This window comes from Mesorhizobium sp. P171375 (assembly GCF_057786075.1).
In genome coordinates this window covers 2,082,188-2,101,441 of the sequence record NZ_JBYNWF010000001.1, presented here as the reverse complement: position 1 = coordinate 2,101,441, position 19,254 = coordinate 2,082,188, and the positions used below count along the sequence as shown (strand labels likewise).

Sequence of the window (19,254 nt, the reverse complement as noted above, 5' to 3'; positions counted from 1 at the left end):
TATGCCAAACCGATCACACTCTTGGAAATGAGCCACTCGGCGCAAATGTGCAATTTCCCTACGGCACGTGTCTTAATCCCGCAGAAATATAAATGTGGCACTACGCTATAATATCGGTTCCTTGGGGACATACAGGCCCCGCGCCTCGAACAAATCGGACACGCGTCGTTTCTCAAAGTAGACTGCTTGGCGCGTTCGCTCAGGCAGCGACAATATATGGTGCTGCGTCTGTCCGCCCCCAGTTGATCGCGCAGACTACGGGCGAGGTGGCAGGATCCGGGTATCGCTAGCGTCCCGCCAATTCGGAGATGGACGTCGCAATTCGTGTCGCCAAGTAAAAATCGCCAATCATTTTCGATTGCGAGTCCGCAGCCAGTTGGCCCTTATTTTCCTGAGATCTGCGTTACAGGCCGGGGCGTTGTCGCCGTTTCTGAGGGTAAGATGGGATAGGCGACGTCAGGTGCCTCTCCGGTCAGCGAGTTGAGGAAGGCAACAAGCAGGTCAACTTCTTCGTCCGCCAGTACTACGCCGAGCTGGGTGGTCCCCATAATGGCGACGGCCTGTTTCAGATCCCAAACCTTGCCCGTATGAAAGTATGGCGCGGTGAGTGCAACGTTGCGCAGCGGCGCCACGCGGAAGACATAGGAATCGTCGGCTGCATTGGTGACCTCAAATCGGCCCTTGTCTTTGTCCGGCAGGACTTCGGCGCTGGGCCGTTCCACGAGGCCGAATGGGTAATAGGCTTGCCCACCAACGTTGATGCCGGCATGGCAGGACGAGCAGCCTTTGTCCATGAAAAGCACCAGGCCCTGTTTCTGTTCGGAAGTCATGGCAACCTCATCACCATTCAGGAAGCTGTCGAACGGGGCAGGTGTGACCAGTGTCGCCTCGAAGGCTTCGATCGCCTTGGCGAAGTTGTCGAAGGTGACCCGATCGGCTTCAGCCGGAAAAGCTGCATCGAACCACTCGACATATTGCGGCATGGACTGGAGAGTGGCGATGAGTTGGCCCGGTGTATTGGCCATTTCGATCCCGGCTTGGACCGGTCCCTTCGCCTGAGCCTTCAGGTCTTCGGCACGACCATCCCAGAACTGGGCGATGTTGAAGACAGCGTTCAGTACAGTCGGCGCGTTGCGCTGTCCCTTCTGCCAACCATGGCCAATCGAGGTTTCGTGATTGTCGTCGCCGCCGGTGGCCAGGTTGTGGCATGAATTGCACGACAAGACGCCTGACGCCGAGACGCGTGGATCGAAGAACAGTGCCTTGCCGAGAGCGATCTTTTCCGGGGTGATCGGGTTGTTGGCGACTGTCGGCGTGGTGGATGGCAAAGCCGTGAAGGTGGCCAATGCCGTATCTCTGAGGTCGGTGGGGATCGAATCCGCAGCAAAGGCGGTGGGTGCCAGCAAGGTGACAGCCATCGTACTGAATAGGATTTTCATAATTGGTCTTCCTGCGTCGTCCACGCAGCCATTATGCGATCTGCGGCTCATGAACGCCCTGAGCTAGATCAGCTTGAGGGAGAGGACGGGGTCTCACACCTGTTTTCGCAGCTGAGCTGGGACCCTCTTGGAAGGATCGCTCTTCTCGATTGGACTTCAGGGAGGAGGGGTATCCCTGGTCGGCAACCGGTTGTATGCATCAAAGCACGCCCTGAGGGCGGCTTCGTAGATTCGGTCACTGCGATCTTCCAGCCAAGGTTGAGAAAGTCGACAGCATCCGCAAGACTGGCAATCTCTTGCACGATGTGCGCTGCACGCCTTGCGAAAAGTGAGCTTCTGAAACGTCAGGGTTCATTCGTTCCTCCTGACCTGCTGATTACGCAATCGGCCTTGTCGACACCCGCCGACTGCACATTGTGATGTCACCAGCGATGGCGGTTTCAACACCTAAGCAGCGACGGTCTATACGACAGTATGGATCTCGTATCGGAATAGGCGTTCCGCCTTGGTGGACCGTCACACCGGCATATAGCTCCGCTTCTACGAACATCCCATCACGCCAGGAAAGACATGGCCAACACGCGCAGTATCGCCAATCTAGCCCTTTGTGTCGACGGCGCCGCGCTTGAGCAGGTCCACCCGCTGTAACTGCCTCACCTTGATCCACAGATCCTAGGCGCCGACCACGTTGTCGTCATCATTTGACGGGCGGGGGGCATTGGCCCATAAGCGAGCCAACGCAAACTGTGCGGTTGCCAATGCGTACTGAAGTGAATTGCAATGATCTTCGGTTTGCGAAACACGCACTTCCGACGCAGCTTGCGTTGACAGAGGCGGTTTTAGGCGCAATAGCACTTCCGCTGGCCTATTTAGTGGAGTTCCATTGTGGTTCGGCCAAGGGCGCGGGGCGCCGGACCGGCCACTTGTAAACCTAATCAAAGAGAGAGAGACCCTGCATGGAAGAAATCTTACCGCGCATCGCCACTGGTGCCGGCATCGGCCCGGCTCTCGCAGAGAAGGCCGTTGGGTTAATGCTGGGTTTCCTGCGGAGCCACGCGGCCGACGGTCCCGGCGCGCGCATGATCGAGGCCATTCCGGGAGCTTCGGAATTAGTAGCGAAGTATCATGGCGACGACCCAGAGGGTGGCGGCCTTATGGGGCTCGGGCAGCAATTGATGGGTGAGGGTCTCAGCATGGCAAAGATCGCCGCCCTCGCCAACGAGACGATCGCCTGCGCCAAGGAACATGCCGGCGACGAACTCGTGGACGAGGTCCTCAATTCCGTTCCTGGCCTTCCCCAGTTCGTCTGATCAGCGGCAGCCGGGGGCGCATGACCTTGTGCGCCCGTGCCGGCCCGTCTGCGCAGCAGGCATTCTCCGCCGAGCGCTCCGCACCGATCTCGCCAGACCACCAACCGCCGGGCACGCGAAGCGAGCGTTGGATTAATTCATTCGTCTGTTGCAAAATCAACTTCAGGCGATTCGATGTGTATAATTTCTGGCGGTAAGGGTTTATCCTGAACGCTTTCGATGAAGCCCGCGAGATAAGCAAACGTATTGTATTTCTCGAGGACTAGCCGCTTCGCCTCTCTTATTGCGCCGCGACGTTCCTTCCAGAGGTCTGAGTTGATGATTTCTTGAATTTTTTGGGTTACGTTCTTGTCCTCTGGGTCAATCAGAACCATAGAGTCCGAAGGGAAGAACCTCGTGATTGCTGGGCTGCCGTAATAGATCGGCATTGTTTCAGCAACGAAGCAGTCCATAAGCTTCTCTGTAAAATAGTAGTCAGCACGAGTATTCTCGAACGCTATACTGTAACGGTAAGGTGCGAGTGCGTTCCATTTATCTCCAATCAGCCGAAAACCTCGGCCGAACAGGTCAAAATCGAGCTCCTTTTTCAGCCGTTCCAGAAACGCCAGCCGATATCGATGTCCTTTTAGCAGGGCGATGTTACTGGTAATCCATGAGAGCCGAAGCGGTTTATCCACCACTTCGCTGACCAGAAGTTGGTCATATGTCTTGTTTACAGACCAAGACCGAGTGATAGGCGGAGACAAAACGAATCGGCGCGCTGCATTCTGCCGAGCAGCCAGCTCTTCGTCAGACGTCAGGACGATAGTATTCTTCCCCTGCCCTTCATGAAATGCACGATGAGCTTTCGTCGGCGGTTCGCCGATTGCAAAGATTGTCCTGTTTGGGCTCGCCTCGATATCAACAGGGAGCCCAAAAAGAGAAGCAGAGTTAAAGACAATATGCCAATCGGGCACGAAGGATGTAGTGCGTACAAAAGCGACGTTGTTCCAGATTCCACTGCCCTTTGGAGTGAGATGGTGGATTGCATCATCCAAAACGCCCCAAGAATCTAGACATGTAGCAACAATGGGCGCCGGGCGTTCCGTCAACAATTTGGCCGACAAAGCAGTTCCACTCCCTTCAGTCGTGAAGGTACTCAATCGCCATTCAGGATTGCGGTAACATCGGGCAGCATAAACCTTCCGGGACCTGCTGTCGAGGCAATTGTCGCTTTGCACTTGACCAGGTTCTTCCTCGCTTCATGTGGTGATCAGGCCGGCTGAGTGGCAGCATGCGTGCCTAAGGAGTTCGCAGCCGGCGCTGCCTAATGGTACGTTTGATCGTCTTCAGGCGGTTGATCAGCCCTTCCGCCTCGGCCGCTCTCCACGGCAGTTCAATGGCATCGCGAACGGAGTCAAGGTCACGGCGTAGGACCAGACCGAAACGCGTGTTGGCGATGAGCCGGGTGACGCCAAGTCGATCGAAGTGCCGAGCTTGCCCAACTCACAGGCCCCGCAAAATGCCGCGGAAGGGCATGGCAAGCCTGCGCATAGTGGCAAACTCATGTCATCCCTGCTTCAGGACGTCGACCTTTCTGGCCTGGTTGATCGTCAGCACATCACGAGGCTTCATGCAGAGGGCCTCGGCGACTACCGGCGAGATCACACGGCCGGTCGCGGCATTCTGTATGAGGACGCGTCGCTGGCTGGTTGATGCATATCATTGATGCAGGCGGCTCACTGTCCTTGCCCGGCCTCTCGGCGCGGCGCCAACTTGCGAGAAGCCGCTCCAGATTCGAGAAGCTGCCGGTCGCCGCGCTGTTTGATATCCTGGAACAGGTGTCATCCGCAGCCATTGCCGCCTCTCCAGGACCGGCTAAGAAACGCCTCGAAATACATTGATGTCCTAGGTTTATCAGCGGCGGTTCCCAGCCCCTTTGCAAGAGCGGCTCACCGGCGATGAACTTACATCACTTTGGCCATTGCCAATGAACGTTTGTTCCATCGTCCCTGACGCCCACCATCAAGCGACCACTATCGCTCGATTTCACAGTCCAAAGAAGCAAAGCGAGACAAAAACAGCGCGCTTAGCCTCGAGGCTACTAGCGACTTCGGCGCTAAGTTAGAGCGGCACGCGCCACGCACCTCGGCAGGGTCGCCAACAACGAGTGGCTCAGCGGTCACGCCGCGAAATATGGCGCATCGATGTCGCTTCTGGACGAGCATTGGCAATAACGCAGTCAGAGACATTGTTGCTTTCAGCGGCAACCGGCCCTATGAAGCGACGCTTCGCTGACTATGTTTCACCCCTGGAGAGTTTCATGACAGAAGAAGCCGGAAAAAACGTCGACAACCTCATTGAGCTTGCCGCCGACGTCGTGTCGGCCTACGTGTCCAACAATCCGATCCCGGTGGGGGATCTCCCTGCCCTCATCGGCCAAGTGCATGCGGCTCTGAGAGCGACGGCCGGAGGTATCTCTGCACAAGAGCCGGTTGCCCTTACGCCTGCAGTCCCGATCAGGAAGTCGGTGACACCGGACTACATCATCTCCCTTGAAGACGGGAAGAAATTCAAATCTTTAAAGCGCCATCTGTCGACCCACTATGGGCTGACGCCGGGTGAATATCGGGCCAAATGGGGCCTGCCGGTGGATTATCCCATGGTGGCGCCGAACTACGCCGCGAAGCGTTCGTCACTGGCGAAAACGATGGGGCTCGGCCGCAAACCGAAAGCGCCGAAAGAGCCGGAAGCGCCGGTGCCGACGAAGCGAACTCGCAAGAAGGTCGCGGCTTGATTGCGGCAATTGAAATTCCTTCTGCAGCGTTGCAGCCGTCGGCTTAATCTGGGCGTCGCATAAAAAAGGCGGGCCAACCCCGCCTTCCTTTCCAACAACTTGTTTCATGAGGAATTCGCGACCCATGCAGCAATCTGCTGCCCTCACTTTTGCTCGTCCCTATCGAGCGGCAGTGAGCACTTCCGGGCCTACACGCCCACTCTTGCGACTTCGCAGGAGAAAATTTCAACCAGCTTTGCTCAGGCTGCCAGCTGAGGACTTGCCAGTGCGGCGGTCCTGCTCGATCTCATAGTTGATCTTCTGGCCGTCAGCGAGGGTCGAGAGGCCCGCGCGTTCGACAGCTGAAATGTGGACGAAAACATCCGGACCGCCATTGTCGGGCTGGATAAATCCAAACCCTTTGGTGCTGTTGAACCACTTTACCGTTCCAGTCGGCATATAATTATTCCTCTTTTACAATTGCAACGTGGGGCAGGCCATTGGGCCTGTCCGAGTCATAGCCGAGACTTGGGCGCAGCAAAAAGCGAAAAATTGTTAAGCCTGGCGCACTCCATTGTTGGCGTAGCCGCCAGCAAGCACTGTCCACACTACCGCTCGAGCGTGGCCGGAAGCGCCCAATTTCTTCCAACGCTCCTCAGCGCCACGTCGATGGCTCGTGCTTTGGCACGAGACGTAAGGCCGACCGCTGCTCGTGCCGTCAGGTCAAAAGGCCGGGTAGTTCACGGAGCTGCCTTCGTGCATAACACCTTGGGAGCGCCTTAAGGAGTTTCGAGTTGGACTGTTTCAAGAGGGTCGAGGGGTTGATCGATGCGACCAGCGTGGAAGCGATCGATAGCGCGCGCGTTTTGCTGGACCAGTTCAAGGGCAAGTCAGAAACAATCGCCCAAGCGATTGACGACTTCCTGCTTGATTTCATGACCTTGCTGTTTGTGTTAGAAGCCACCCGCGAGCAGTTCCACAATCCGGCGAGGCGGTTAGCGCGCATCAGATTGAGCAAGGTCAGGCTGTTACTCACGCGATGCTCTTGACCTAAGCGACCACTCCGCCAGGCATGCATTTGCAGCCGAGCGCACCAGGCGGTATTTTACGCACATGAAATCAATCGCGACCGCTAAATTCTGCTGTTTGGTGCCCAGGGACGACGGCAAGCGCGGACAGCTTCCGTGCTGCTGTCCTGCAGCGGCAAATGTGCTGCATGCCCCCATCCAAGGCGAGCTCGAAGTTTGTTTCTTACGTTGACCAAGGTCCCCGCGAAAACACTCCCCTTCCCGCAGCAACTCACCAAGTTCAACGGCCTCGCGGCAGGCCATCACGCCAGAAGAGAGCAACGGCATCGTTTTTCCCGCCCAGTCCTACGACCTCCAGCGCCTCGCGAATGTCGCCACCCGCCGTTTTTTTTCAGGTCCGTCTTCGCGCGCGAGCTGGGTCCGCGGCCACTTAGCTACGCTGCTCACGCCTCTACCCTTCAGCACCGCCCGGTCTGACTGTCGAGGACATCGGTCCGCTGGAGCGACAACATTTCAATTCTGACCGTCGGTGCAGCGGCCTTCGAAGCGCATCCTGTCCCCATTCCCCAGCAGCGCGCCCAAGCGTCTTCCAATGAAGAAGATATTCTCAGCCGTGCTCGCGTCGCCTTCAGCCCTGTTCGATGGCCCACAATGTCGGATGCACAACATGTCAGACTGACTTGTCCACATGCCTCGAATGTTTTCTGATCTGGCACGGTGCATGCGAGGTCGTCCGCAAGGCGTCGCGGATCAAGGAAAATCCATCCAATGACCATCCCCCCAAGAACACCGCCGCCGGTCTCCTGGGCTCTTCCCAAGATGAGGCTCGAGTGAGCCCTGGCCGCATGATTCATCTGGCTCGGCCTGCCCGCCGATCCTCCCACGGGGATCGAAGACGCAGCCCGTTCAGGAAAATGAGGAACAAATCACTGCCTCGAAACTTGCCTTTCCAACCGGAGCCATCGATCGCCCCCTGGCTGCGCAAGGCATCCACTGCCACCGCCCTAGCCCTGGCGACGACCGCTCCCGCTCTGGCCGCCACTGACGGCGGCATGATTACGGATTTCCTGCTCGGCAATGGCATGGAAGGGTCGACATCCCCGATCACCGCGCGCCATTCATCACTCATATGGTCTGGTACAAGGTCGGCAGCGCCGACGAGCCACCCGGCAAATCCGGACTTGCCCATTTCCTCGAGCGTCTGATCTTTAGGGCGACGCCCAACCGCGCCGACAGCGAGTTCACCGAGCCGTCTAAGTGAGTGGCGGCTACAATAACGCCCTCACCGCCTATGACTCGTTTGGGCGAGATGATGGGCTTCGAGGCCGATCGCATGTTCAACCTCATCCTCAACGAGGATGATATCAAGACCGAGCGAAAAGTGATCCTGGAGGAGCGCCGTTGGCGCAGAGAGACGAACCCGCAGGTCTGCTGGACGAGGAGGTCAACGCGACATTGTGGCCGAACCAGCCCTACCGCATTCCGGTCAAACGGCTCGATACAGGAGATGGAGAAGCTGAACGGCACCGACGCATTCACGATCTACAACAAATATTGCCGACCGAACGACGCGGTGGCCGGCACGTAGAACCAAGCGCTGGCCGCGAAGACCTTTGGCAGGGTTGTGCGCGCGGGCCGGACCTGCCCGCGCGCAACCGCCGGTCGAGCCCGGCTAGTAGAACCGCGACTCATCTTCTAGCGAATTCAGGTATTCTCCCTTTCCAGTTGGCAACTGTGGTCTGCTAGCTGTCTGGCCGAGCTCCTATGAGGAGCTTGGACGTCCGGACTACACACCGAACCTGCTATATACGCCTGGCGTTGAGGAGGAAACCGATTGCCCCTGTGCCCGCCGATGATCCGTCACCTGAGATCCCCTGACCTGTTTGGACCCATCGATCGCCTGCCGGCACTTGGCACGCGGATGAGCGAGCGGACATTCGAGGTCCTCAACCCGTCGACCGGCGAAGTGCTGGCAGAACTACCTGACATGGGAGTCGAAGAGACATGCGCTGGAATCGAGAAGGCCTATGTCGCGCAGCCTGGATGGGCAGGGTTTACCGCCCGTGAGCGCAGCGATGTTCTATGGCGATGGCATGAGTTGATCATCGACCACACCGACGATCTCGCTGCAATTCTCACCGCGGAGATGGGCAAGCCGCTTGCCGAGGCCAAATCGGAGATATCGCATGCTGCGGCGTATCTGCAATGGTACGCCGAGGAGGCAAATCGCGTCTATGGCGAGACGATCTCCGCACCATCGACGGACCGCCGAATGCTGGTGATCAAGCAGCCCATCGGGGTGGTCGGCACGATAACCCCATGGAATTTCCCGGCCTCGATGGTGGCGCGCAAAATCTCGCCAGCCTTGGCGGCGGGCTGCACGATTGTCCTCAAGCCCGCTGAACAGACGCCGCTCGTGGCTGGAGCAATGTTCGCCCTCGCCCATCAGGCAGGCTTCCCCGAAGGCGTCGTCAACCTGATCTATGCGTCCGAAGGTGACGCGGTCGGCCGCGAACTTTGCACAAATCCCAAGGTCCGCAAGATCAGCTTCACCGGGTCTACTGAGATCGGGCGCTTACTTATGCGCCAGTGCTCGGACCAGATCAAAAAAGTCAGCCTAGAGCTTGGCGGCAATGCACCCTTCATCGTCTTCGATGATGCCGATATCGATGCCGCGGTTGACGGTGCGATCCAGGCGAAGTACCGCAATGCCGGCCAGACCTGCGTTTCAGCGAACCGCCTTTACGTCCAGTCGCGCGTTCACGACGAGTTCGTCGAGAAATTCGTTGAACGGGCTCGCCAACTTCAAGTTGGTGACGGTTTCGCGCTCGGAGTGGACATAGGACCCCTCATCGACAAGAAGGCTTTGGCCAAGATTGAATCCCATATTGCCGATGCCGTAGCTAAAGGCGGCGCAATTCGATGCGGGGGCAAACGCATCGGCACGAATGGCACGTTTTTCCAACCAACGGTCCTGACCGGTGTCACCAGCGAGATGACCGTCGCGCGCGAAGAGACATTCGGGCCGCTCGCACCGATTATTCACTTCAAAGATGCCGATCAGGTCGTGCGTGATGCCAATGAAACGATCTACGGCCTCGCGGCCTATTTTTATGCCTCTAACCTGAAGCGTGTCTGGCGTGTCGCCGAGGCCTTGGAATATGGAATGGTCGGGGTAAATACCGGCCGGATGTCTTCGGAAGCGGCGCCGTTCGGTGGGATAAAACAGTCCGGAATCGGGCGGGAGGGTTCCCGCCATGGCCTCGAGGACTACCTCGAAATGAAATATCTCTGCATGGGCGGCATCTGAAGCATCGACTTGCAGGGTCACAGGCCGAGTACCTAGTGAGCGATCCCCAAACATGTAAATTGTAGAATCGCTCCTCGATTAGGGCCCTCATACCGGAGCAAACACGCAATCCTGAGGAGCACCCTAATAATTTAGGCATCTATCTCTCCCGCGACAAGCGTCTGCATTTTCGGCGAAGACCTCGTGAATGTTAAGGAGGATACGCTTGCGATTTGGCAGCCCTCGCCGAATACTTCAGGCGAAGGGCTGTGCGTTGCGCGGGTCTGATTGGAAGCTTGTGCACCATGCTGGATCGTGAACGCTGGTTGTGAGCAATACCGGTTTCGGACCCGAATTTGAAGCTGCTACATTCCGATTGTCAGTTCAGTTGTTCTTCGGCTGAATGCCGCGCCGGTACAGTCTCGGACAGAATAGAAGATATCATCACGCAGGCATTCGCGTTCACATTGGTGATCGGCGCACGCTCCAGGCGCCAGGTTGACCAAGCGGGTCGAATCGCATGACAGCCTTGACCCGCTGGAGGACGGAATCCCGATGCCGCCGAGGTTGGTCAGCGCAGTCGAGCCCTCACGGCATTGCGGCACGAACAGCAAGGGCTGGGAAGCGACCGGCCGAGCGGTCCTCGAAGCCGCGGGCCAGGGTTGTCGACGACGCGCTGGTTCAGGTCGCCCCAGTGACAGCATATTTGGCATGGTCGGCTTTGGTTGCCGCGCAGATCTGGTCGAGATTGGGACAGCTCACTGGTGCACCTTTGGGCTCATAGTGCTTCCTCCTCATCGAGGTGAGGATTGCCGGACTTGGCGTAGAACACCAACACGGGTCTGAGATCAAAGCGCGTCCCGGGTGCGAGGCGCTGGACGGACCGGGGCCATGTTTCGGTTGAGACGCCATCGATGCCTCGCGCCAGCGTTCTGGCGAATCGGGGCATCAGCGGAGCGACTGTCGGTGCCATGATCGCAGCGGCCGTCGTCTGAAGGGCTAGCGAAGTTCGATTGCGGGCGGGGTAGAAACATCGCGCAGCCGCATAGTCTCGCGCCCGACGGTAGATCACGCAATCGCGCACGAAATCGCAGGCCTGAGCGGCCGCGCGCCGGACCGAGAAGCCTTCGTCCGAATATGCCCGCTCCATCGCCGCGCGATAGATCTCTATCCGAGCAAAGAAGGCGCGGTCGACTGGGCTCCAGTCGCCTGCATCGGGTACATGGCCGGCAAAATCCTGCTTGATTTCCTGGTCCAACGCATCAAGCCAGTTCAGCCAAATCCCTTGGAAGACCTCCTTCTCGGTGCGGCGCAGCCCGTCCAGCGTGAAATCCGTCCGCTCCCCTTCCGGGCGTGTCAGGCCCAAATGGAGGCGCACGACGTCGACTGTCTTTGGGCTCAGAACGTCCTTTCCCCAGACCGCGTGGCGGCAGCTGGTTGAAAACTTCTTGCCGTCGAGCAGGTAGAACTCGTTTACGTGATAGTGGATGCGCGGCGTCCAGTGGGAGAAGACCTCGGCGTAAAGAGCGGGGTAGAGTAGCGCGTGGTAGAACGAATTGTCGAAGCCGAAGAAATGGACAATCTGCCAGTCGCTGCCGGGCATCTCCGCATTCCAGTCGCGACCCAGCGAGCGGCCGAGCGCCTGGATGTTGTAAAGAAAACCGAAGGCCATCTCCGGCCAGACCCAGATCACTTGCCCCGGGAACCCTTCGGCCGGCAGGCCCCAGTCCGAGGGGTGGGTAATGGGTACTGAAAATCCGCCGCGTTGGCGTAGGCGCGCGAAGAGATCCAAGATGCGTAGCGGGACGCCTGATGCCCTTAGATGCCGGTCGATAAGGTCGTAGCAGCGGTCCAGGGCAAGTTCCGGACGGCGGAGGGAGCCGACCAGCGGCGCTTCGGCAGACTGCCGTGACCGCGCTGCACCCAGGTCGTGGCAAAGGTTTGGGGCGCCGCATTCCTCGCAGATGTTGCCGGCGGCGGAGCCGCCGCAATCGGGGCAGAGGCCTCTAACATCCGGCTCATAAAGATAGTGGCCTGTCACAGCATCGAAAAGCGCGGGGCTCTGGCGCAGATCTACCGCCGTGCTGCTCAGAAGAGTTCGGAAACACGCGGCTTGAAATTCGCGGTAACCGTCATCGCCCATTGTGGCTTGGAAGCTGTGGACGTCACAATCGAGAAGTGCGAGCGTGGCGCGAATCTCGTCGGAATAGTAGCGCGCCACGTTTGCAGGCGTCCATTGATCGGTAGCGGCGCGTGTCGCGACGTAGCTCTGGTAATCGTCGCTTCCGGTCAGGTGATACGCCTCGACTCCTTTCATGCGCAGGAAACGGGTATAGACGTCAGCGCCGAAATAGGGGCCAGAAAGATGCCCCAGATGCAGATCGCCATTTGGCGTTGGTGGCGCGGAGAAGACGAAGGTCGGCCCGCGTGGAGCCGTGGTCTTTGCAGCGGCATCAAGGGCGGCCTCGCCGTCCCGCCAGTAGACATCGACGAAATCCAGGTCTTTGTTCCCGTCATTGCGCAGCACATGCGCTTCAAAAGGATGGAACAGGACGACGTCGCCGGCCCCGACCGAGATTTCCCCAAGGTCGGTGGTGACCTTGCCCGCACCAGACAGGACCACGAAGGCCTCGATTTCGTCGTGCCGATGGGGCTCGGATGTGACCCCGGGTCCAACCTTTCCGAACGAAAACCCCGTGCGAGCGCTGCCCGTTCCAAGCGTGGCCGTGTCGATACCGAACGCTCGCGACAGCTCCGTTCGAGAAAACGTGTATTTGCGCATGACAACGAACCTAAGCTGTTGAAGAGTGGGACGGACCTTCGGCTGCCAACGAACAGCCTCAAGTGCACTTCATGGAGAGAAACGGCAGTCCGACCCGTTGGCGGCCCGGCCAGGATAGTGCAGCTCTGGGCCGGGAGGCGGGCGACCAAAGGGGGGCGCTAGTCAGGCTGTAGGCACACAGAAGACCGCCTGCGACCACCTCCACAATCCACGTGCCAAAGCGTCCGATGCTCCGCGAGCTCGCAAATCAGACCGCCATACCGTCCGCTTTTTTGAGCGGTCGATCAGTTTCGTGTGCATGCCTCCGCCTGGCTGCGTGAGCTCAATCGCGATAGAAGATCCCATTTGGGGGCTTGAGATTGTCGAGATCGGCCACTTTGCCCTCGGGCGGGTTAAGGGCGCGCTTAAGCACGTTATATTCAGCGCGGGTCGGCCCACCGGTTGAGGCACGCTGGAACACCAAGTAGAGTGTCCGCCGAGAACGATTGCTTTTGTTCGGTCGTGAGTAGTGCGGTGCGTAATCGTCGAAGATGAAGATGTCGCCAGCCTTCCATACTACGGGTTCCCAGGAGAACGTTTCGGCGACTTGAGGATAGATCACCCCACCGGCATCCATGGGAAAGACCCCCTTTTTGTGGTTGCCGGGGCTGAAGAAAAGCCCGCCGTTTTCCGGGTCGGAGTCGTCGATGCCTATGGCAACCACGGCATGGACCATCCGGTTGGGGAGTTTGTGTGGAATGTGATAAATGTCCTGATGCGGGAGATAGCCGCCGCTGTCGGGGTAGTGGAAAATAAGCAACTCCTTGAGCCTGCGCGAATCTTCTCCAAGCAAATCATCGACTGCTGACTTTATGCGCTGATCTTCTAAGAGCAAACGAAGCAATGGATCATGGAAGTCGAGAAAATTCTCGATCTTGGATACGATCTTTCGATTGTCCGTCGTCTTCTCGAACCACATGAGCCATTTATCATCGCTGACATCCCAGCGTGAAACATCTTCGGCAAAATTAGAGATATCTTCCTGAGCCGCTGGCGCAAAGAAGCTTTCGAGCCTGACGTATCCGTCTTTCTGCCACTTGTCTCTTTGAGTATCAGTCAACATGCGAAAAGCCTCTGTTGGAAAGACTGGTTGGTCGGACCCCAATTAGGGCAGTCGGGCGCTGGCTAGTTGCGGCACGGAGACGCCCACGCATGTGGGACGGCGATGCTAAGTGCGTTCCGCTCCGACGGATTTTGTCCGGTGAAGCTCGGCGCGAGACTGCCTATGTCATGCTCGGCCGGGTCCAGGGCTTCGGTAAACTGGGCCGGATCAACCGCTTCACCCGGTCCAGCCACGACACGCATCGCTAAAGGCCGGCACCATCCGCTGACCGCCGACCCAGCCATGGCCCCCAAGATCACGGCGCTCTTTCGAGTGCGCGACCTGCCACGGCCTTGACAACGGTAGGGGAAATGTACGCCCCCAGAATAATGCGATGCGCCGCTTTGTCCAAGAACTTGTTCGGTCACGATGATATCGGAGAAGCCTCCGGCCTTCGCAGCGGAGGCGGACATCATTCCCAGGATGCCACCGCCGATGATCAGAAGTTTACGAGTCATATCCCGCTGCCCATTTCTTCGGCTACGGGGGCGGGCCAGCTCTCGATCGACGTATGGCTGATGAAGCCAGGATGCTCGGGGTTCGCGCATGGCGCGCGCCCAAGAAGGCTATCGAGGATGCGGCGCGCGCGCCAGGCCAGCAGGCTTAGGTTCGGATCGGCCAGGCCGCGCTGCCCGAGGCTCGCGTTTTGTACGAAGATGCGTCTGTCACGCGGTCCGTCCCAGCTCACCGAAAAATCCTCGCGAATAGCTAATTCATTGTCGATATGCTCCAGCCGGTGCGCGATAGGTTCCAAGAAGTCTGGGATCGCGTTCTCGTAACCGGTGGCCAGCACGACGATATCAGCCCTGACTTCTTCGACCTCGACCATGCCGTGCTGCAGGGTCAGCCTGTGACCCGCGCCGGCGTTGATGCAGTGCGAGACGGTGCAGCCCGGCCGCAGTGTGATGTCGGATCGGTTTGGCTCGAAAAATGCGTGGCGGTAGAGCGCCTGATAGATCGCCCGCAACGTGCTTTCTGAAATGCCGTCCGAGGCAAGCACGAAACGCCGCAGGAGCAGCTTACGCTGCGACTCGCTCATGGCCGCGAAACGATCCGAAAAGCAGGGCATGAACAACTCGTTTGTGAACGGGCTGTTGTCCAGAGGCAGATAGTTTTCGCGCTGCGAGACCCAAGTGATCGAGGCAGGCCGCCGTTCTTTCGGCAGGCCGATAAGATGCAACATCACCTCGGCTCCCGATTGTCCTCCGCCGACCACGCAGACATGCTTTCTCCGCACCTCAGGGTTGATGTGCAGTAAAACAGATGAGTGGAACAGGTTGCGTCCAGTCCAGCCCTGGAACTGAGGCGGAATTTGCGCCTGCTTGCCAATGCCCACCACGACGTCTCTGGCGCCGAGAACCGCCTTATCCGTCCGCACCCGAAACTCGCCGTCAAAGCGGATTTCGCGTACTGTCTCACCGCCACGCACAAGTGGGTTCCTGTGGAAGACCCAGTTTAGGTATTGTTCGAACTCCATTCTGAGCACGGCTTCGAACTGTGCGTTCAGGAAGTGATACAGACGCCCGTTCTCGTGCAGGAAGTTTACGAAAGTGTAGGCTGATCGCGGATTCACTAGAGTGATCAGGTCCTTGAAGTGGCTGACCTGGAGCTCCGAGGAATCGAATGCACTGCCTGGATGCCAGCGGAAGTCGACCTGCCGATCCAGGAACACCGCCCCTTGCCCAACTTGCTCGTGTAGCTGACACGCAAGGCTCAAATTGGACGGGCCAGCACCGATCCCAACGCAAGATAACTCCACTGCTTCCTCCTATAGAGTCTTCCCACTGGACGGCTTGTTCGCGGCGAATATCGGCCACAGCCATTGGGCCCCCTCGCGGACGTTCGGAGCACCGGTCCCGACCGGGTTTGCGAGAATTTGCCCAGCGCGTTCGCGTCGTCGAATGTAGACCGGAGCATTCCAGCGCGGTGAAATCGAGGGGTCAGGCCGGCGACGTGGGGCAACGACGTATGTCTTTCCGTTCGTCTGGATGCCCGCGTCGCCGTCACGCGAGACGCTTTGCAGGCCCATTAAGGTGTTTGAAGCCGGCCCAATCGCCGGCCCGACCATGACGCGCCGGCCTTTCGGCGGCTTGATGGCAGGCGAGAGCGCGGTGTTCACTACGGCGACGGCATATTCGGTGCGCTTGATCATGGACGACGTCTCGCTGATGCGTTCGCAGAGTCCCATGCATGGGCCGTGCCAGAGAAGGATTCTTTATTAAACAACGGGTTGGCGGATTTACGATCCTGTCCGACATCCGACATTGAGGGGGACGCTTCAGGGCGGCGCCCGATTTCCACTTCGGATAAAATAGTTTTCCGAATAGCTAATCGGGCACCCTCTGCATCAGAATACTTCTATCTTATGGGGACCAGCACAGTCTTCATGAACGGACAGTGCAGAACCCTGCGTCTCTGTCGGACAGATCACGATATGCCGTGTCCATCGAGCTCAGCAGTTGCAAGAGCTGCCAGATCCTTCGCCCTATCGTGCCGTTGCAATGGCTCGATCCCGACATCCTCGGAGGCCGCGATCACGAAGAGTGACGCAAACTCATGTCCGCCGCGAGGCCTCTCTCATGGGAAGCAATTCTCTTTCTTGGTGAAGGATCGATGCTCATGCTCAGATGGTCGCGGATGGGCGGATGCCCGGCCTAAGCGCATCAATGAATCTCTGTACAGATAGCCGGAACAGAATTGGTTATTCTGCCGGTCCAAAGCACGACGCCATTCCATCCCTGCGGCTCAATCCAGGCGGAGGGATGAGGCAGCAGTCTTTTGCGCGCCTACCGGTCGGCCAGGAATGGGAGCCCTCGTAAACGCAGGCATTCGATGATCGCTGCCGCGGAGCTCCTCAGGCGGTGCCGTGCCCGACACCGGCAACGTGGTGGTCGTCAATCGTCCCGTCGCCGATGTCGATCCGAAGCTCGGCCAGTTCGCGGTGAGCTTCACTGCTATTCCGCAGTGCCCACGAGCTCGCACACGAGATTCTATCAGGGCGGTCACGGCTGCACTCGTTGTCGGGTCTGCGACAAAGTCGACATGAGGCACACGGCAGTCAGAGCCATGTCATTGTTGTGAAATGGTTTTCTCGTTTGGCACGACACGTGCAAGACTATCCGCAAACGCGCTGCGGCAAGGACTGAGGAGAAATCATATCATGATCGAGCCCGCCGAACATGCAGTCGCAGCTGCGAAAACTGGGCCTTTCCGAGCCGACATGACGTTGCGGTTATTTTCCAGTCGACACCATACTTCACGATATCCGGACATGACCGTATTCGATTTCCAACCAACGCTGAATGCCCCGCACGATGATCCCTATCTTTGGCTCGAAGATGTGGAAGGAGAACAGACAATTGCCTGGGCCGCCAGCCAGGCCAGGACCCTGGGGCAGCTCGGTGGAACACAGTTCAATCGTGACCAAGACGCGCTGACAGCGATCTTCGACCGTCCCGACAAGATTCCCGTGTTCATGCGGTGCGGTCAGTACCTCTACAATTCTGGCAAGACGGCCAGAAATCCGCCCTCGCTGTGGGGCCGGGACCACCATTGCCGCCTACGCAGATCCTGCTCGCCACCACGAAGCGAGCCGAACGCGCCCACCCAGGCCACGCGCGTAAGATGGTCGCAAAGCTGCAGGCCTCTGGTTATCCCGCTTACTTCTAAGTGAGTACAGGTGGATGATTGCGAGCACGGCGTAAATGTGTGTGCGCGGTCCCACGCACACTGCGCATGAGCGCTCCGCCAATATCACGCAATTCGAGCAAGACTTTTCGTAGTTCAATGCATTTTTTCTGAAGAGCAAGGAGACAATATCATGGCGAGAAACAAAATGCGGGCCGCGCGGGGAGTAACAGCGGCCGTTGTCCTCATCGTGATGGGACAGCAGGCCGTTGCGGCGGACCTTGCGCAAGCTGCTACCGTCCCGAAGGCAGGAGCCTTTGTCACGGAAGCGCCAAGCCCTTGGCAGATCCGGCTGCGTGGGTTGGGGGTCATCACTGAGGATTCGGGTCACGTCAATGCGGTGCCGGGCTCTGGTCTTTCCTATTCGGACACGTTGACGCCGGAACTCGATATCTCCTATTTCTTCACGGACAACATCGCCGCCGAGCTTATCCTCGGCACCACCTACGCCAACATCGAGGGCCAAGGAGCGATCGGCGCGCTGGGCAATATCGGCAAGGTCTGGCTGCTGCCGCCCACGCTCACATTGCAGTATCATTTTACCGATTTCGGGGCGTTCAAGCCCTATGTAGGCGCCGGCGTGAACTACACGATCTTCTATGACCAGGATGCCGGCAGCGCCGATGCTCTCAATGTTGAGAACACCTTCGGCACGGCGCTGCAGGTCGGATTCGACTACATGGTGGATCAGCACTGGGGTGTTAACTTCGACGTGAAGAAGCTGTTCCTCAAGCCAGACTTCGACGTCACCGTCGACGGCGCGAGGCAGACGGGGAAGGCGGAGCTTGATCCCTGGCTGATAGGCGCAGGTGTCACCTACCGCTTCTGATGCGCGACGCAAAGGTGCTGACAGCCGATCTGAGATGAAAGGGCGCCTCAGGCGCCCTTTCCACGCCGACTCTCCACGGGCGGAGTCGGCGTGGAACAGTAGAGGGTGGGGTGTAACCCCTCGGGCGGGGACAACGTCCGAACCTGAGGAACGGTCCTGATCAACTTTATGCAAATCTTCATCCAGCGCATAACAGCCGATTGTCGGGAGACTTGAAGAAGCCGTTATTCGGAGTCGGCGTCACCGATAGGCTGCCCGGCGCCAGGGGCCCGAAGCCGAACGGGACAAGATGGCTGGGCCTGCGAAGAAGACCGGCGCGGTTCCGCGATGTCACGCACGCGGGCCCGTAGCAATTACTTGAAAGTCGGGTGGGTCAGGTCTGTTTGTCGGGCCGAACCAGATCCGTGTGGCTGACGCCGAGAGCCAATGCCAGTTCATAGATCGTGATGATCGTCGGATTTCTTCGGCCTTTCTCTAAGCCGCTGATGTACTGCTGGCTGAACCCGGAAATCTCGGCAAGCTGCTCCTGCGTCAGACGCTTCCTTAGCCTGATGCTCTGCACATTACGTCCGACTAACCTGCGCATATCCATGCACGACAGCCAGCGGATTACGCAGCTTGAGTTTATCAACTATAATATGTAATCCACGTTGAGCATCTAAATCCGCTGGCGGAGGGCTTCGCGGAGGCCGTTTTCCGGAGGTATAACCAGCGATGTTACAGCCTAAGTCGAACACGCCAATTGCCGACGAAGTGCACTGGTCGGACAGCCTCACGGTCTACGATAAATCGCATTTCACGACTTATATGCGGCTCCTAGACGCCTCCGCCGATGATGCGAGCGAAGAAGAGATGGCCCACGTCATCCTCGGCATCGATCCAGCACGCGAACCGGAGCGCGCCAGGAAGGCTCTTCGTAGCCATCTCGACCGTGCGAACTGGATGGTCACTACTGGCTACAAGGAATTGTTCGCCGGCTGAACAATTACACCGT

The 19,254-nt window shown here is 58.3% G+C and carries 17 protein-coding genes; 9 read left to right on the top strand and 8 right to left on the bottom strand.

The window, feature by feature from the left end; genetic code table 11:
• Nucleotides 1-383 precede the first annotated feature (383 nt).
• Nucleotides 384-1,439 (bottom strand): cytochrome-c peroxidase, encoded by a 1,056-nt coding sequence (locus ACYHH6_RS10060; protein WP_352592394.1) that lies wholly within the window; start codon nt 1,437-1,439, stop codon nt 384-386.
• A 956-nt stretch (nt 1,440-2,395) separates the two neighbouring features.
• Here ACYHH6_RS10060 and ACYHH6_RS10055 point away from each other — a divergent pair.
• On the top strand, nt 2,396-2,749 hold the full coding sequence (locus tag ACYHH6_RS10055; RefSeq protein ID WP_023690586.1) for a hypothetical protein: 354 nt from the start codon (nt 2,396-2,398) through the stop codon (nt 2,747-2,749).
• Nucleotides 2,750-2,886: 137 nt separating this feature from the next.
• Here the strand turns inward: ACYHH6_RS10055 and ACYHH6_RS10050 are convergent, their stop codons facing one another.
• Nucleotides 2,887-3,891, bottom strand: a complete 1,005-nt coding sequence (locus ACYHH6_RS10050) for a glycosyltransferase family 10 domain-containing protein (RefSeq protein ID WP_352592396.1) — start codon at nt 3,889-3,891, stop codon at nt 2,887-2,889.
• Nucleotides 3,892-5,051: 1,160 nt separating this feature from the next.
• On the opposite strand from ACYHH6_RS10050, the gene ACYHH6_RS10045 reads away from it, so the two are divergent.
• Nucleotides 5,052-5,525, top strand: coding sequence for a Ros/MucR family transcriptional regulator (locus ACYHH6_RS10045; protein ID WP_352592399.1), 474 nt, complete (start codon nt 5,052-5,054; stop codon nt 5,523-5,525).
• Between the two features lie 225 nt (nt 5,526-5,750).
• Here the strand turns inward: ACYHH6_RS10045 and ACYHH6_RS10040 are convergent, their stop codons facing one another.
• Nucleotides 5,751-5,963 (bottom strand): cold-shock protein, encoded by a 213-nt coding sequence (locus tag ACYHH6_RS10040; protein WP_023679670.1) that lies wholly within the window; start codon nt 5,961-5,963, stop codon nt 5,751-5,753.
• A 335-nt stretch (nt 5,964-6,298) separates the two neighbouring features.
• Here ACYHH6_RS10040 and ACYHH6_RS10035 point away from each other — a divergent pair, with 335 nt between their 5' ends.
• The 4 genes from ACYHH6_RS10035 (at nt 6,299) to ACYHH6_RS10020 (ending at nt 9,842) form a co-directional block, all read left to right on the top strand.
• Nucleotides 6,299-6,553: a hypothetical protein gene (locus tag ACYHH6_RS10035; protein ID WP_352592402.1), complete on the top strand. Its 255-nt coding sequence runs from the start codon at nt 6,299-6,301 to the stop codon at nt 6,551-6,553.
• A gap of 1,108 nt (nt 6,554-7,661) precedes the next feature.
• Nucleotides 7,662-7,793, top strand: coding sequence for an insulinase family protein (locus ACYHH6_RS10030; RefSeq protein WP_023690580.1), 132 nt, complete (start codon nt 7,662-7,664; stop codon nt 7,791-7,793).
• A gap of 51 nt (nt 7,794-7,844) precedes the next feature.
• Nucleotides 7,845-8,120, top strand: a complete 276-nt coding sequence (locus ACYHH6_RS10025) for a peptidase M16 family protein (protein WP_435053459.1) — start codon at nt 7,845-7,847, stop codon at nt 8,118-8,120.
• Between the two features lie 246 nt (nt 8,121-8,366).
• Nucleotides 8,367-9,842, top strand: a complete 1,476-nt coding sequence (locus tag ACYHH6_RS10020; RefSeq protein WP_352592405.1) for an NAD-dependent succinate-semialdehyde dehydrogenase — start codon at nt 8,367-8,369, stop codon at nt 9,840-9,842.
• Nucleotides 9,843-10,599: 757 nt separating this feature from the next.
• On the opposite strand, the gene ACYHH6_RS10015 is transcribed toward ACYHH6_RS10020, so the two are convergent.
• From ACYHH6_RS10015 to ACYHH6_RS10000, 4 genes are all read right to left on the bottom strand, one after another.
• On the bottom strand, nt 10,600-12,603 hold the full coding sequence (locus ACYHH6_RS10015) for a class I tRNA ligase family protein (RefSeq protein WP_352558869.1): 2,004 nt from the start codon (nt 12,601-12,603) through the stop codon (nt 10,600-10,602).
• Between the two features lie 322 nt (nt 12,604-12,925).
• Nucleotides 12,926-13,705, bottom strand: a complete 780-nt coding sequence (locus ACYHH6_RS10010) for a phytanoyl-CoA dioxygenase family protein (protein WP_352592409.1) — start codon at nt 13,703-13,705, stop codon at nt 12,926-12,928.
• A gap of 493 nt (nt 13,706-14,198) precedes the next feature.
• Entirely contained in the window at nt 14,199-15,503 is a 1,305-nt protein-coding gene (locus ACYHH6_RS10005) for a lysine N(6)-hydroxylase/L-ornithine N(5)-oxygenase family protein (RefSeq protein ID WP_352592412.1), read from the bottom strand.
• Between the two features lie 9 nt (nt 15,504-15,512).
• Nucleotides 15,513-15,896, bottom strand: coding sequence for a hypothetical protein (locus tag ACYHH6_RS10000; protein ID WP_352592415.1), 384 nt, complete (start codon nt 15,894-15,896; stop codon nt 15,513-15,515).
• Between the two features lie 1,119 nt (nt 15,897-17,015).
• Here ACYHH6_RS10000 and ACYHH6_RS09995 point away from each other — a divergent pair.
• Both ACYHH6_RS09995 and ACYHH6_RS09990 read left to right on the top strand, forming a co-directional pair.
• The gene (locus ACYHH6_RS09995) at nt 17,016-17,417 is read left to right on the top strand and encodes a hypothetical protein (RefSeq protein ID WP_352592418.1); all 402 of its coding nucleotides are present in this window, start codon (nt 17,016-17,018) and stop codon (nt 17,415-17,417) included.
• A gap of 147 nt (nt 17,418-17,564) precedes the next feature.
• A complete protein-coding gene (locus tag ACYHH6_RS09990; RefSeq protein WP_352522144.1) occupies nt 17,565-18,260 on the top strand; it encodes an OmpW/AlkL family protein in 696 nt (231 codons plus the stop codon).
• Nucleotides 18,261-18,633: 373 nt separating this feature from the next.
• On the opposite strand, the gene ACYHH6_RS09985 is transcribed toward ACYHH6_RS09990, so the two are convergent.
• Entirely contained in the window at nt 18,634-18,852 is a 219-nt protein-coding gene (locus tag ACYHH6_RS09985; protein ID WP_023690571.1) for a helix-turn-helix transcriptional regulator, read from the bottom strand.
• A gap of 122 nt (nt 18,853-18,974) precedes the next feature.
• Here ACYHH6_RS09985 and ACYHH6_RS09980 point away from each other — a divergent pair, with 122 nt between their 5' ends.
• Complete coding sequence (locus ACYHH6_RS09980; RefSeq protein ID WP_352522143.1) at nt 18,975-19,241, top strand: DNA -binding domain-containing protein; 267 nt, start codon at nt 18,975-18,977, stop codon at nt 19,239-19,241.
• Nucleotides 19,242-19,254 lie beyond the last annotated feature (13 nt).

What these genes read in the sequence shown, in the direction of transcription:
- ACYHH6_RS10060 (WP_352592394.1), bottom strand. Translation starts at nt 1,439, where the DNA reads ATGAAAATCCTATTCAGTACGATGGCTGTCACCTTGCTGGCACCCACC.
- ACYHH6_RS10055 (WP_023690586.1), top strand. Translation starts at nt 2,396, where the DNA reads ATGGAAGAAATCTTACCGCGCATCGCCACTGGTGCCGGCATCGGCCCG.
- ACYHH6_RS10045 (WP_352592399.1), top strand. Translation starts at nt 5,052, where the DNA reads ATGACAGAAGAAGCCGGAAAAAACGTCGACAACCTCATTGAGCTTGCC.
- ACYHH6_RS10040 (WP_023679670.1), bottom strand. Translation starts at nt 5,963, where the DNA reads ATGCCGACTGGAACGGTAAAGTGGTTCAACAGCACCAAAGGGTTTGGA.
- ACYHH6_RS10030 (WP_023690580.1), top strand. Translation starts at nt 7,662, where the DNA reads ATGGTCTGGTACAAGGTCGGCAGCGCCGACGAGCCACCCGGCAAATCC.
- ACYHH6_RS10025 (WP_435053459.1), top strand. Translation starts at nt 7,845, where the DNA reads ATGGGCTTCGAGGCCGATCGCATGTTCAACCTCATCCTCAACGAGGAT.
- ACYHH6_RS10015 (WP_352558869.1), bottom strand. Translation starts at nt 12,603, where the DNA reads ATGCGCAAATACACGTTTTCTCGAACGGAGCTGTCGCGAGCGTTCGGT.
- ACYHH6_RS10010 (WP_352592409.1), bottom strand. Translation starts at nt 13,705, where the DNA reads ATGTTGACTGATACTCAAAGAGACAAGTGGCAGAAAGACGGATACGTC.
- ACYHH6_RS10000 (WP_352592415.1), bottom strand. Translation starts at nt 15,896, where the DNA reads ATGATCAAGCGCACCGAATATGCCGTCGCCGTAGTGAACACCGCGCTC.
- ACYHH6_RS09995 (WP_352592418.1), top strand. Translation starts at nt 17,016, where the DNA reads ATGACCGTATTCGATTTCCAACCAACGCTGAATGCCCCGCACGATGAT.
- ACYHH6_RS09990 (WP_352522144.1), top strand. Translation starts at nt 17,565, where the DNA reads ATGGCGAGAAACAAAATGCGGGCCGCGCGGGGAGTAACAGCGGCCGTT.
- ACYHH6_RS09985 (WP_023690571.1), bottom strand. Translation starts at nt 18,852, where the DNA reads ATGGATATGCGCAGGTTAGTCGGACGTAATGTGCAGAGCATCAGGCTA.
- ACYHH6_RS09980 (WP_352522143.1), top strand. Translation starts at nt 18,975, where the DNA reads ATGTTACAGCCTAAGTCGAACACGCCAATTGCCGACGAAGTGCACTGG.